The following is a 13,879-nucleotide window of genomic DNA, read 5'->3' on the forward strand; positions in this document are numbered from 1 at the left end:
ACTGTCATGGAATGGGGATCAATCTTCTCTCAAACGGCCTCGGCCCTGATCGGTTGGGAAGTCGTCGCCTACTGCCTCGCGGCAATGGGACTGAACATCCACTTCGGCTACACCGGCCTGCTCAACTTCGGCCAGGCCGGCTTCATGGCCATGGGCGCCTACGGCGTGGCCATGGGCATCTCGACGTTCGGCATGAGTCTTCCTGTCGCGCTGCTGTTCGCCATCGCCTGGACCGTCGTCCTGGCAATGCTGCTCGGCATCCCGACCCTGAGGTTGCGAGCCGACTACCTGGCCATCGTCACCATCGCCGCCGGTGAGATCATCCGGCTCTTCTTCCGCTCGGCCACCCTGAGCGAGTGGACCGGTGGCTCCGACGGTCTCCAGGGCTCCCCGGTGTTCAGCACGGAGTTCCGGAACCTGAACATCTACAGCGGCGGACTCGACATCGGACCGCTCAACCTCTCGCAGTACACCCTGTGGGTGGTCACGGTCGGATGGGTGCTGGTCATCCTCGGGATCCTGATCACCTGGCTCCTGATGAGCAGCCCGTGGGGCCGCGTCATCAAGGGCATCCGTGAGGACGAGGACGCGGTACGCAGCCTCGGCAAGAACGTGTTCGCCTACAAGATGCAGAGCCTGATCATCGGTGGTCTGTTCGGAGCCGCCGCGGGCATGGTGATCGCCCTGGCGAACTCGTCGGCCAACCCGGACAACTTCGCGCCGCAGTACACCTTCTTCGCCTATACCGTGCTGCTGCTCGGTGGCGCCGCACGAGTGTTCGGCCCGGTCGTCGGTGCCGTGATCTTCTGGGGTTCGCTGGTCTTCCTCGACGCGTTCCTCAAGGCGGCCAAGGGTGCCGGCTACATCTCGGACTCGATCATGACCTACACCCAGATCGGACAGGTCCGCTTCATCCTGGTCGGACTGGTGCTGATGCTGCTGATGATCTACCGCCCCCAGGGAATCTTCGGCGACAAGAAGGAGCTGCAGCTCGATGCCCGCTGACAACGAACCATCCACCGCCGACACCAGCGAAGCCGGAACCGTCGAGACCAGGCGTGAGCCCGGCGAGCGTGCCAAGGCGGCCGTCGCCGCCCTGCGCACCGCGGAACAGCGCCCGGGCGGGTCGAAGCCGGACCCGATCCTGGTCGCCGACAACGTGGTCCGCACCTTCGGTGGCCTGACCGCCGTCGACGTCGAGCACGTCGAGATCCAGCGTGGTGCGATCACGGCCCTCATCGGTCCGAACGGGGCTGGCAAGACGACGTTCTTCAACCTTCTGACCGGCTTCGACAAGCCGGACAGCGGCCTGTGGAAGTTCAACGGCGACGACATCTCCAAGCTGGCGCCGCACAAGGTCGCCCGCAAGGGCATGGTGCGCACCTTCCAGCTGACCAAGTCGCTGGCCCGGATGACGGTCCTGGAGAACCTCCGCCTCGGCGCGAGCGACCAGAAGGGCGAGAGGCTGTGGGCCTCGATCCTGCCCTTCCTCTGGATGGAACAGGAGGCGAAGGTCACCGAACGGGCCGACGAGCTCCTGGAGCTCTTCAACCTCGTCCGTGTGCGCAACGACTATGCCGGCAGCCTGTCCGGCGGGCAGCGCAAGCTCCTCGAGATGGCGCGTGCACTGATGGTCGGTCCGGACATGGTCATGCTCGACGAACCGATGGCAGGCGTGAACCCTCGACTGCGCCAAAGCCTCAACGAGCACATCAGAGGCCTGCGCGAGCAGGGCATGACGGTCGTCTTCGTCGAGCACGACATGGACGTCGTACGCGACGTGTCCGACTGGGTCATCGTGATGGCCCAGGGACAGGTGGTCGCCGAGGGCCCACCCGACGAGGTGATGGCGCAGCAGGCCGTGATCGACGCCTATCTCGGCGCCCACCACGACGCGCCGCTCACCCTCGAGGAGGAGGAGCAGCAGATGCAGGAGGCTGCGGACGTGATCGCGAAGGAAGAAGAGGAAGAGGGCACCGCATGAGCAAGAAGTCCGGGGCCAACGCCTACGAGAACGCAAGTGGTGAGTCTGCCGCGATCGACCGCGCGGAGCACCTCGCGGCCGCCGAGGGCGCACTCCTGCGCGCCGATGACCTGACCGCGGGCTACATCCCCGAGGTCAACATCCTCAACCACTGCGACTTCCACGTGAACGAGGGTGAGCTGGTCGGCATCATCGGTCCGAACGGGGCCGGCAAGTCGACCCTGCTGAAGGCGATCTTCGGGCTGGTCACGGTTCGCGAGGGAGACATCACCCTCCGGGGCCAGTCCCTGCGTGGCAAGAAGGCCAACCAGCTGGTCGACATGGGTGTCGGGTTCGTGCCCCAGACGGAGAACGTCTTCCCGACACTCACCGTCGAGGAGAACATGCAGATGGGCCTCTTCCTGCGGCCCAAGAAGTTCTCCGAGCGCTGGGACTACGTCGTCGACCTGTTCCCGCGCCTGTCCGACCGACGCAAGCAGCGAGCCGGGTCCCTCTCCGGCGGTGAGCGGCAGATGGTCGCCATGGCCCGGGCCCTGATGATGGAGCCCTCCGTGCTGCTCCTCGACGAGCCGTCCGCGGGTCTCTCCCCCGTCCTGCAGGACGAGGTCTTCATCTTGACCAAGCGGATCAACCGCACCGGCGTCAGCGTGATCATGGTCGAGCAGAACGCCCGCCGCTGCCTGCAGATCTGCGACCGCGGCTACGTGCTGGACCAGGGCCGCAACGCCTATACCGGTGCTGGTTCGGACCTGATGAACGATCCGCACGTCATCTCGCTCTACCTGGGGACCCTGGCCAAGGCCTGACTCCTCGCCCGAGCCGTCGTACGTCGTCACTCACCGAGTGGCGACCTGCGGCGGCTCGGTCTCATTTCGGCGTAGGAGCCCGGGGCCGAGGGGCAGCCCTTCCGCGTTCCAGTGCCACGTCCGAGAACGCCGAACGGGGCCGGCACGGTTTCCCGTGCCGGCCCCGCCGGTCTTGCCTGTGCTCGTCAGGAGCGGTGATCAGCCGATGTCGTCAGCCGAGATCTCGCCCTGGCTGGCCTTGACGAACTCGTAGGTGCCGTCGGCCTTGTACTGGTAGATGCCGATGAACGCGGTGCCCGGGTCACCGTTGTCCAGGAAGTCGATCGGACCGCTGTAGCCGTCGTAGTCGATGTCCTCTCCGGCCTCGAGCAGGTCCTTGCACTCCTTGAAGGTCTTGCACTTGGTGCCCTCGCGGGAGACGCCCGGAAGCTCCTTGGCGATGGCCGGACCTGCGTCCGACTTGGCGGCAATGGCAGCCAGGCCCATCAGCACCGTGCCGTCGTAGGACTCAGCGGCATAGCTCCAGTCCTGCAGCTTCGGGTCGACCGTCGCAAGACGCTTCTTCAGGTCGTCCGTGGCGGCAACGCCCGGGAGCGAGCCCTTGACGTTCGGACCCATCGTGCCGGGGTCGAAGTCCTTGGAGAAGTCGCTCAGGTTGCCGTCGACCAGGTAGATCTTCTTGGTCGCCGGTCCCACGCCCTGCTTGACGAGCTCAGGAATGATCTTCTTGGTCTCGTCGAAGCCGATCAGGACGATCGCCTCGGGGTCAGCAGCCTTGATCGAGGAGACCTCGGTCGAGTAGTTCGCTGCCTTGGGGTCATAGATGATCTTCTCCACGACCTCGGCGTTGGCCGCCTTCACGTTCTTCTCGACGTGCCCGGCGAGCCCGGTGCCGTAGGCGTCCTGGAGGGCCAGGATGCCGACGGTCGCGTTGCCGTCCTCGATGATCGTGTCAGCCAGCACCCGACCCTGCAGGGTGTCCGGCGGAGCGGTGCGGAAGTAGAGCCCGTTGTCGCAGTAGGTGCTGAACTGGTCCGAGGTGTTGGCCGGGGACATCTCGACCATGCCCTGGCTGGTGATCTTCTCGATCACCAGCAGCGACACGCTCGAGGACGCTGCGCCCACGACGACGTCGGCCTTCTTGGCGATGAGGCTGTCCACCGACTGCGAGGCGATCGGGTTCTGGGCATCACCGGAGTCGGAGTGCACCACCTTCACGTCCTTGCCGAGCACACCTCCGGCCTCGTTCATGTCCTTGACGGCCAGGTCGACGGCCGCGAACTCCGGCGGGCCGAGGAATGCCAGCGAACCGGTCTGCGGAAGCAGCGTGCCAACCGTGAAGGTCCCGTCGCCCTTGACGTTCGGGAACTCCTTGACCTTGCAGTCATCGGAACTCTTCGACGACTTCTCGCTCGCGTTGTCGGACGCGTTGTTGTCGGAATCGTCCTTGTCCGTTCCACACGAGGCGCCAAGCGCCAGAACGGCTCCGATTGCAATTGCCGTCCCGAGACGCAATTTCTTGGTGGGGCGAATCATTGACCCTCCGGTTCTCCACTGGCTCAGCCGTGATGTGACACACGACACTTGTGGGAGAAACCTAGTACCAACCGCGCGCGCTGAGCGGGAGACGAAGGGGCCGTTGCCAATTCGTGACCTTACGTATACCTCAGCCCTCGTGGCCGGTCACGGTGCTCTCTGGCGCTGACGGACCGTGGACGCCGTGCTCGACCACCCCGTCGGCCACCTGGCGCATCGACAGACGGAGGTCCATCGCGGTCTTCTGGATCCAACGGAAGGCGTCCGGCTCGGAGATGTCGAGGTCGCGCTGAAGGATGCTCTTCGCGCGCTCGACCGCCTTACGCGCCTCGAGGCGCTCGGTCAGGTCGGCGATCTCGTCCTCGAGGCTGGTCAGCTCCGCGAAGCGGCTGACCGCCATCTCGATCGCGGGCACCAGGTCGTTGCGCGAGAACGGCTTGACCAGGTAGGCCATCGCGCCGGCATCGCGTGCTCGCTCGACCAGGTCACGCTGCGAGAAGGCAGTGAGGATGACGACCGGCGCGATCCGCTGGTGCGCGATCCGCTCGGCGGCGGAGATCCCGTCCAGGCGCGGCATCTTCACGTCGAGGATGACCAGGTCTGGCCGGAGCTCTTCGACGAGTGCTATCGCCTGCTCGCCGTCACCTGCCTGGCCCACGACGTCGTACCCCTCCTCGCCGAGCATCTCGGCGAGGTCCATCCGGATCAACGCCTCGTCCTCTGCAATGACGACACGACGGGAGGCGCTGGCGGGGTCGGGTGCCTGGTTCACTCCCCCAGACTATGACCGAGCGGGGTACGCCGTCGATTTCCACGGGCTGCGTGCCCCCGGCGCCACGCGGTCAGGTAGCCTTTCCCGGCCAGCCCCGGTAGTCCAACGGCAGAGACGATGCACTCAAACTGCATACAGTGTGGGTTCGAATCCCACCCGGGGTACTCGCTCGATCCGGAGCCTCATCGACCAGCTGGTCGAATGCCCTCGCGTCGATAGGCAGGCGCGATCTCGTTGATGGCGTCGCCCATCCGGTGGATCCGGAGTGCGTTCGTCGAGCCCGGGATCCCCGGGGGCGCACCCGCGATGATCACCACGTAGTCGCCCTCCTTGACCCGTCCCGACTTCAGCAGTGCCTCGTCGACCTGACGCACCATCTCGTCGGTGTGCTCGACCGGGGCGGTCTTGAAGGTCTCCACGCCCCACGACATCGACAGCTGCGAACGGGTGGAGGCGAGCGGGGTGAAGGCCAGCACCGGGATCGAGCTGCGGTAGCGCGAGAGCCGACGAGCCGAGTCGCCGCTCTGGGTGAAGGCGACGAGGAACTTCGCATTGACCCGGTGGCCGACCTCGGCAGCGGCCTTGGCGATGACTCCCCCACGCGTGCGCGGGTTCCAGGTGATCGCCGCCATGTTGTCCAGCTCGTGCGCCTCCGTGGAGGCGACGATGCGGGCCATCGTCTCCACGGTGATGATCGGATAGGCACCGATGCCCGTCTCCCCCGACAGCATCACCGCATCGGCGCCGTCGAGCACCGCGTTGGCCACGTCGGAGGCCTCGGCACGCGTCGGCGCCGGCGCGGAGATCATCGACTCCAGCATCTGTGTCGCCACGATCACCGGCTTCGCGTTGCGGCGGGCCTTCTCGATCAGGCGCTTCTGCAGGAACGGCACGTCCTCGAGCGGGCACTCGACGCCGAGGTCACCCCTCGCGACCATCAGCCCGTCGAATGCCTTCACGATGCCGTCGATGTTCTCGATCGCCTGCGGCTTCTCGATCTTCGCGATCACGGGGACGTGCACGCCCTCCTCGTCCATGATCCGGCGTACGTCGTCAGCGTCGGCCGCACTGCGCACGAAGCTGAGGGCGATGAAGTCCACCGAGAGGCCGAGCGCGAACCGCAGGTCGGCGATGTCCTTCTCCGAGAGCGCGGGGACGTTCACCGCGACGCCGGGAAGGTTGATGCCCTTGTGGTTGCTGACCCGGCCACCGACGACGACCTCGGTGACGACATCGGTCCCCTCGACGGCGACCACCTTCAGTCGCACTTTGCCGTCGTCGATCAAGATCGGATCGCCGGGCCCGACGTCTCCCGGCAGGCCGGCGTACGTCGTGGAGCCGATGCGGGCGTTGCCGGGGACGTCGCGGGTGGTGATGGTCCACTGCTCCCCCGCCATCAACAGCGCAGGACCGTCGGGGAAGAGCCCCAGGCGGATCTTGGGGCCTTGCAGGTCGGCGAAGATGCCCACACCCCGGCCGGTGTCGTCCGAGGCCTTGCGCACCCGGTGGTAGACCTCGCGGTGGTCCTCGTGCGTGCCGTGGCTCATGTTCAGACGAGCGACGTTCATCCCGGCGTCGACCAGGTTCCGGATCGCTTCGGGTGTCGAGGTTGCTGGGCCCAGGGTGCAGACGATCTTTGCTCTACGCACACCTTGACCCTATCGCTCGTGTGGGCCGAGGCCCTGTTGCCCGCCCAGATGACACCGGACCGCCATGTGCTAGCCACTTTCGCTTCGAGCACATGACGGTCCGGTGATGACCCAATGAGAAGGCCCAGTGAGACGGCCCAGTGAGACGGCTGCGGCTCAGACCACCAGCGGCCGAGCCGTGGGCGGGATCGGCGCCGGCAGGTTGGTCGAACCGTTGAGGAACTCGTCCACCGCAGCCGCGGCGGAGCGTCCCTCGGCGATCGCCCACACGATGAGCGACTGGCCGCGACCGACATCGCCGGCCACGAACACTCCCTCGACCGATGATGAGTAGGAGTTGTCGCGTGCGACGTTCTTCCGCTCGTCCAGCTCCACTCCGAGCTGGTCAATCAGCCCGTCGGTCTCGGGGCCGGTGAAGCCCATCGCGAACAGCACGAGCTCGGCCGGGATCTCCCGCTCGGTGCCCTCGACCTCGCTCAGCCTGCCGTCCTGCATGACCACGTCGACCAGGAGCAGCGCCCGGACGTTGCCGTCCTCGTCACCGATGAACTTCTTGGTGGACACGGCATAGACCCGTTCGCCACCCTCCTCGTGGGCCGAGGAGACCTTGAAGGTCATCGGATAGGTCGGCCACGGCTGGTTCGACGGACGCTCCGCGGGCGGCTGCGGCATGATCTCGAGCTGGGTGATCGATGCTGCACCGTGACGGATCGAGGTCCCGAGGCAGTCCGCTCCGGTGTCACCGCCACCGATGATCACGACGTTCTTGCCGTCGGCCCGGATCTGCTCCGAGCCGTCGGAGGTCGCCGGCTCGCCGAGCGAGGCCCGGTTCGACTGCGGCAGGAACTCCATGGCCTGGTGGATGCCGGCGAGCTCCCTGCCCTCGATCGGCAGGTCGCGCGGCGTGGTCGAGCCCATGGCGAGCACGACCGCGTCATAGCGGTCACGCAGCTCGTTGCCGGTGATCTCCTCGCCGACGTTCACGCCCGCCCGGAAGACGGTTCCCTCGCGGCGCATCTGGTCGAGGCGACGGTCCAGGTGCTGCTTCTCCATCTTGAACTCGGGGATGCCGTAGCGCAGCAGGCCACCGATCTTGTCGGCGCGCTCGTAGACCGCGACGGTGTGACCCGCGCGGGTGAGCTGCTGTGCGGCAGCCAGGCCCGCGGGACCGGAGCCGATCACGGCGACGGTCTTCCCGGTCAGCCACTCCGGCGGCTGGGGCCGGACGAAGCCCGACTCCCATGCCTTGTCGATGATCGAGACCTCGACGTTCTTGATGGTCACCGGGTCCTGGTTGATGCCCAGGACACAGGCCGTCTCGCACGGTGCCGGGCAGAGCCGACCGGTGAACTCCGGGAAGTTGTTCGTCGCGTGAAGTCGGTCGATCGCGCCTTCCCAGTCGTCGCGCCAGACCAGGTCGTTCCACTCGGGAATGATGTTCCCGAGCGGGCAGCCCTGGTGGCAGAACGGGATCCCGCAGTCCATGCAGCGACCGGCCTGCTTGGTGATGATCGGCAGCAGGGCCCGCCCGGCTCCACCGGGGTAGACCTCGTTCCAGTCCTTGACCCGCTCGTCGACGGGACGGCGGTTTGCAACCTCGCGGCCTTCCTTCAGAAAGCCCTTGGGGTCAGCCATGAAGCACCTCCATGATCCGGGCCGCTGCCTGCTCCTCGTCGAGGCCCTCGGCGAGCGCTTCCGCACGCGTCTCGAGGACTCTCTTGAAGTCGCTGGGCATGACCTCGGTGAAACGGGCAACGTTCGTGGCCCAGTCGGTCAGCAGCTCCTCGGCGACCGTGGATCCGGTCTCCTCGAAGTGCTTGGTGACAAGCGTGTGCAGCTCCTCGGCGGCCTCGCCCCCGACCGGCCCGAGCTCGACGAGCTCCGGGTTGACCCGGCCCTCGTCGATGTCGAGCACGAAGGCGTAGCCACCCGACATACCGGCCGCGAAGTTGCGTCCGGTCGGGCCGAGGATCACCACACGACCACCGGTCATGTATTCACAGCCATGGTCGCCCACGCCTTCGACCACCAGGGAGGCACCCGAGTTGCGCACCGCGAAGCGTTCGCCGGCCTGTCCCCGCAGGAACACCTCGCCCGACGTGGCTCCGTAGCCGATCGTGTTCCCGGCGATCACCTGCTGCGAGGCATCGAACGTCGCGGCACGATCGGGGCGTACGACGACCCGTCCGCCCGAGAGTCCCTTGCCGACGTAGTCGTTGGCGTCGCCCTCGAGGCGCAGCGTGACGCCCTTCGGCACGAAGGCACCGAAGGACTGCCCGGCAGAGCCCGTGAACGTGATGTCGATGGTGTTCTCGGGCAGGCCCTCACCGCGATACTTCTTGGTGACCTCGTGGCCGAGCATCGTGCCGACGGTCCGGTTCACGTTGCGGACCTCGACCTGGGCACGGACCGGCTCACCGTTCTCCAGCGCGGGAGCGGCTATCCGGATCAGCTCGTTGTCGAGCGCCTTGTCCAGACCGTGGTCCTGGCCGGTGGTATTGCGACGAGCGGCGCCCTCGGGAAGTGCCGGGACGTGCAGGATCGGCGTCAGGTCGAGACCCGAGGCCTTCCAGTGACCGACAGCCTTCTCCACGTCGAGCGACTCGACCTGGCCCACGGCCTCGTCGATGGAGCGGAAGCCGAGCTCGGCCAGCAGCTCGCGCACCTCTTCAGCGATGTAGGTGAAGAAGTTGACGACGTACTCCGCCTTGCCGCTGTAGCGCTCACGCAGGACGGGGTTCTGCGTCGCGACGCCCACCGGGCAGGTGTCGAGGTGGCACACCCGCATCATGATGCAGCCGGAGACCACCAGTGGCGCGGTGGCGAAGCCGAACTCCTCGGCCCCCAGCAACGCAGCGATGACCACGTCGCGCCCGGTCTTCAGCTGGCCGTCGGTCTGTACGACGATGCGGTCGCGCAGGTTGTTCAGCAACAGCGTCTGCTGGGTCTCGGCCAGGCCGAGCTCCCAGGGACCACCGGCGTGCTTGAGCGACGTGAGCGGCGATGCGCCGGTCCCGCCGTCGTGGCCGGAGACGAGCACCACGTCCGCGTGCGCCTTCGAGACGCCTGCCGCGACGGTGCCCACGCCGACCTCTGCCACCAGCTTCACGTGGACCCGAGCCACCGGATTGGCGTTCTTCAGGTCGTGGATCAGCTGTGCGAGGTCCTCGATGGAGTAGATGTCGTGGTGCGGCGGCGGCGAGATCAGGCCCACGCCGGGCGTGCTGTGCCGGGTCTTGGCCACCCACGGGTAGACCTTGTGACCGGGCAGCTGACCACCCTCGCCGGGCTTGGCACCCTGCGCCATCTTGATCTGGATGTCGTCGGAGTTGGTCAGGTATTCCGAGGTGACCCCGAATCGACCGGACGCGACCTGCTTGATCGACGAGCGACGGGTCGGGTCATAGAGGCGCTCGGGGTCCTCACCACCCTCGCCGGTGTTCGACTTGCCGCCGAGCTGGTTCATCGCGATCGCCAGCGTCTCGTGCGCCTCCATGCTGATCGAGCCATAGGACATGGCACCGGTGGAGAAGCGCTTGACGATCTCGGAGACCGGCTCGACCTCGTCGATCGGGATCGGCTGGCGGCCTGCCGACTCCGCGTCCTTGAACTTGAAGAGCCCGCGCAGGGTCATCAGCCGTTCGGACTGCTCGTTGACGCGAGCGGTGTACTCCTTGAACACGTCGTAGCGGCCGGCACGCGTCGAGTGCTGGAGCCTGAAGACAGTCTCCGGGTCGAACAGGTGCGGCTCGCCGTCACGACGCCACTGGTACTCGCCGCCGATCTTCAGCTCGCGCTGCGCGGCCTGGATGCCGCTGACCGGGTAGGCGATGTCGTGACGCATCTTGACCTCGCGGGCGATCTCCTCGATGCCGATGCCGCCCAGCTTCGAGGTGGTGCCGGTGAAGTACTTGTCGATGACCTCTTGGGAGAGGCCGACCGCCTCGAAGATCTGGGCACCGGTGTAGGAGGCCACCGTGGAGACGCCCATCTTGGACATCACCTTGAGCACGCCCTTGCCCAGTGACTTCACCAGGTTGCGGACCGCCTGCTCGGGCTCGGCCTTGACGTAGTAACCCTCGCGGGCGAGGTCCTCGACGGACTCCATCGCCAGGTAGGGGTTGACGGCCGCGGCGCCGAAGCCGACCAGCAGGGCCACGTGGTGGACCTCGCGGACGTCACCGGCCTCGACGATCAGGCCGACCTGGGTGCGGGTCTTCTCGCGGACCAGGTGGTGGTGCACGGCAGCGGTCAGCAGCAGCGACGGGATCGGTGCCTTGAACTGGTCCGCGTGCCGGTCCGAGAGGACGATGATGCGGGCCCCGTCGGCGATCGCGTCGGAGACCTCCTGGCAGATCTCGTCGATCCGCGCCGCCATCGCCGGTGCACCCTCCTCGACCTCGTAGAGGCCGCGCGAGACGTGGGTGATGAACCCGGGCATGTCACCGTCACGGTTGATGTGACGGATCTTGGCGAGGTCGTCGTTGTCGATCACCGGGAACGGGAGCACGACCTGGCGGCACGAGGCCGGGGTCGGCTCGAGCAGGTTGGACTCCGGCCCGATGGTGCCGTTGAGCGAGGTGACCAGCTCTTCGCGGATCGCATCGAGCGGTGGGTTGGTGACCTGCGCGAAGAGCTGCGCGAAGTAGTCGAAGAGCAACCGGGGCTTCTCCGACAGCGCAGCGATCGGCGAGTCCGTCCCCATCGAGCCAATCGGCTCGGCGGCGGTGTTCGCCATCGGGGTCAGCAGGACCCGCAGCTCCTCCTCGGTGTAGCCGAAGATCTGCTGGCGCCGGGTGACCGAGGCGTGCGTGTGCACGATGTGCTCGCGGTTCGGCACGTCGTTGAGGTGGATCAGGCCGGCGTGCAGCCACTCCTCGTAGGGGTTCTCGGTGGCGAGGGAGGTCTTGATCTCCTCGTCCTCGATGATCCGGTGCTCGTCGGTGTCGACCAGGAACATCTTGCCGGGCTGCAGGCGACCCTTGCGGACCACGGTGGCCGGGTCGATGTCGAGCACCCCGACCTCGGAGGCCAGCACGACGAGACCGTCGTCGGTGACCCAGTAGCGGGAGGGTCGCAGGCCGTTGCGGTCCAGCACGGCGCCGACCTGGGCACCGTCGGTGAAGACGACACAAGCCGGTCCGTCCCAGGGCTCCATCATCGCGGAGTGGAACTCGTAGAAGGCGCGACGCTTCGCGTCCATCTCGGTGTGGTTCTCCCACGCCTCGGGGATCATCATCAGCACCGAGTGCGGCAGCGAGCGGCCACCCATGTGCAGGAGCTCGAGCACCTCGTCGAAGGATGCGGAGTCGGATGCACCCGGGGTGCAGATCGGGTACAGGCGCTCGAGGTCGCCGGGGATCAGGTCCGAGGACAGCAGCGCCTCGCGGGCCCGCATCCAGTTCCGGTTGCCCATCACGGTGTTGATCTCACCGTTGTGGGCGATGAAGCGGAACGGGTGCGACAGCGGCCAGCTCGGGAAGGTGTTGGTCGAGAACCGCGAGTGGACCACGGCCACGGCCGAGGCGACCCGCTCGTCGACGAGGTCGGGGAAGACCTGGTCGAGCTGCTCGGTGGTGAGCATGCCCTTGTAGGCGATGGTGCGCGAGGAGAGCGAGGGGAAGTAGACATCCGTCTCGCGCTCGGAGCGCTTGCGCAGCACGAAGGCCAGGCGCTCCAGCGCCATCCCGGTGACCCGCTGCCCGTCACCTGCGACGAAGATCTGCTGGAAGGCAGGCATGCAGTCCAGTGCGGTCTGCCCGAGGGGCTCGGAGTTGGTGGGCACCTCGCGCCATCCGAGCAGCTTCAGGCCCTCCTCGGCGGCGATCTGGCTGATCTGCTCGCGGGTCTTGGCGACCTGCTCGGCGTCACCGGGCAGGAAGGCCGTGCCGACGGCGTACGAGCCGGCCACGGGTAGTTCGAAGTCCACGACGTCACGGAAGAACGCGTCGGGCACCTGCATCAGGATGCCTGCGCCGTCACCCGAGTTGGGTTCGGCACCTGCGGCACCACGGTGCTCGAGGTTGCGAAGTGCGGTCAGCGCCTTCGACACGATGTCATGGCTGGCCACGCCGGTCAGGGTGGCTACGAAGGCAACGCCGCACGCATCGTGCTCGTTGGTTCCGTCGTAGAGACCCTGAGGCGGAGGGAATGCATGCATGGCATTCTCCCGTCGTCATCTGCGCCGGTCCGGTGTGCGGATCCGGCGAACTGGCAGTGAAAGAGGTGAATCTTTGCTGCAGGGGACGACACTGGCCCTCGCGGAGGGAAACAATAACACCCCGATGGGGTCCGAAAACACGCTCGCGCTCGCCCCGAGGGGGCGAGTGACCCTCATCTCACGCGTGGCGGCGGGTCAGGCGGATCCATCCGGAACCCGCCTGGATCACCCGACTGCTCCGCCGACTCCCATGCCCACCAGATAGGTCACCGCGAAGGCGACGCCGCCCAGCGCGACCTGTCGTCCGCCGCCGAACCACCACTGGCGACTGGTCACCCGGGTCACCACCGCGCCGCAGATGAACAGGGCCACGAGTGTGGCGACCATCGCCGGCCAGAGGCTGGTGACGCCGAACAGGAACGGCAGGACCGGGACCAGCGCTCCGACCGCGAAGGCGACGAAGGACGATCCGGCCGCGACGTACGGCGAGGAGAGCTCGCTCGGGTTGATCCCGAACTCCTCCATCGAGTGCACGGCGACCGCCGTGTCGACGTCGCGATGGACCTGGGCCGCGACCTCCTTGGCCAACGACTCCTCCAGCCCCCTGTCGGCCAGCATCGCGGCGAGCTCGGCCTGCTCGGCGCCCGGGTTCTCGATGATCTCCCGGCGCTCCTTGGCCACCTCGAACTCGGCCGCCTCCGCCTGGCTGGCCACCGAGGCGTATTCGCCGGCCGCCATCGAGAACGCCCCGGCGGCGAGCCCGGCCAGGCCCGCGAGCACGACGGCGGAGGCGCCGTCGGCGCTGCGGGTCCCGCCCGCGACCCCGGCGATCAACGCCGCGTTGGAGACCAGTCCGTCCATCGCGCCGAAGACAGCCGGCCGGAGCCAGCCCCCGGTGACGTCGGCGTGCTCATGCCCGACCACGTGTGCTGCTGGAAGATCGCCCATGGTGGTGAAACTAGCCCGCGACGG

The 13,879-nt window shown here is 67.1% G+C and carries 9 protein-coding genes and 1 tRNA gene; 4 read left to right on the plus strand and 6 right to left on the minus strand.

Features of this window, described 5'->3' with window-relative positions:
- Nucleotides 1-6 precede the first annotated feature (6 nt).
- Genes BJ980_RS04235 through BJ980_RS04245 form a run of 3 tightly spaced genes read left to right on the plus strand, consistent with a single transcriptional unit; the run spans nt 7 to nt 2,790 of the window.
- Nucleotides 7-1,005: a branched-chain amino acid ABC transporter permease gene (locus BJ980_RS04235; RefSeq protein WP_179501137.1), complete on the plus strand. Its 999-nt coding sequence runs from the start codon at nt 7-9 to the stop codon at nt 1,003-1,005.
- Nucleotides 995-1,984 (plus strand): ABC transporter ATP-binding protein, encoded by a 990-nt coding sequence (locus BJ980_RS04240; protein WP_179501138.1) that lies wholly within the window; start codon nt 995-997, stop codon nt 1,982-1,984. The genes BJ980_RS04235 and BJ980_RS04240 overlap by 11 nt, the downstream gene beginning before the upstream one ends.
- On the plus strand, nt 1,981-2,790 hold the full coding sequence (locus BJ980_RS04245; RefSeq protein WP_179501139.1) for an ABC transporter ATP-binding protein: 810 nt from the start codon (nt 1,981-1,983) through the stop codon (nt 2,788-2,790). Before BJ980_RS04240 ends, BJ980_RS04245 begins: the two co-directional genes overlap by 4 nt.
- Before the next feature lie 198 nt (nt 2,791-2,988).
- On the opposite strand, the gene BJ980_RS04250 is transcribed toward BJ980_RS04245, so the two are convergent.
- Nucleotides 2,989-4,326 carry an ABC transporter substrate-binding protein gene (locus tag BJ980_RS04250; protein WP_179501140.1) on the minus strand — a complete coding sequence of 446 codons (1,338 nt, stop codon included), beginning with the start codon at nt 4,324-4,326 and terminating at the stop codon, nt 2,989-2,991.
- Between the two features lie 130 nt (nt 4,327-4,456).
- Nucleotides 4,457-5,026, minus strand: a complete 570-nt coding sequence (locus BJ980_RS04255) for an ANTAR domain-containing response regulator (RefSeq protein WP_179503755.1) — start codon at nt 5,024-5,026, stop codon at nt 4,457-4,459.
- Between the two features lie 163 nt (nt 5,027-5,189).
- Between BJ980_RS04255 and BJ980_RS04260 the strand changes: the two genes are divergently transcribed.
- A tRNA-Leu gene (locus BJ980_RS04260) sits at nt 5,190-5,262 on the plus strand.
- Nucleotides 5,263-5,280: 18 nt separating this feature from the next.
- On the opposite strand, the gene pyk is transcribed toward BJ980_RS04260, so the two are convergent.
- The 4 genes from pyk to BJ980_RS04280 all read right to left on the minus strand — a co-directional run bounded on the left by pyk (nt 5,281) and on the right by BJ980_RS04280 (nt 13,855).
- Nucleotides 5,281-6,747: a pyruvate kinase gene (gene pyk, locus BJ980_RS04265; protein WP_179501141.1), complete on the minus strand. Its 1,467-nt coding sequence runs from the start codon at nt 6,745-6,747 to the stop codon at nt 5,281-5,283.
- A gap of 156 nt (nt 6,748-6,903) precedes the next feature.
- A complete protein-coding gene (locus BJ980_RS04270) occupies nt 6,904-8,382 on the minus strand; it encodes a glutamate synthase subunit beta (RefSeq protein ID WP_179501142.1) in 1,479 nt (492 codons plus the stop codon).
- The gene (gene gltB, locus BJ980_RS04275) at nt 8,375-12,907 is read right to left on the minus strand and encodes a glutamate synthase large subunit (RefSeq protein WP_179501143.1); all 4,533 of its coding nucleotides are present in this window, start codon (nt 12,905-12,907) and stop codon (nt 8,375-8,377) included. The genes BJ980_RS04270 and gltB overlap by 8 nt, the downstream gene beginning before the upstream one ends.
- A 225-nt stretch (nt 12,908-13,132) precedes the next feature.
- Nucleotides 13,133-13,855, minus strand: a complete 723-nt coding sequence (locus BJ980_RS04280) for a VIT1/CCC1 transporter family protein (protein ID WP_179501144.1) — start codon at nt 13,853-13,855, stop codon at nt 13,133-13,135.
- Nucleotides 13,856-13,879 lie beyond the last annotated feature (24 nt).

The organism is Nocardioides daedukensis (assembly GCF_013408415.1).
Classification (GTDB): domain Bacteria; phylum Actinomycetota; class Actinomycetes; order Propionibacteriales; family Nocardioidaceae; genus Nocardioides; species Nocardioides daedukensis.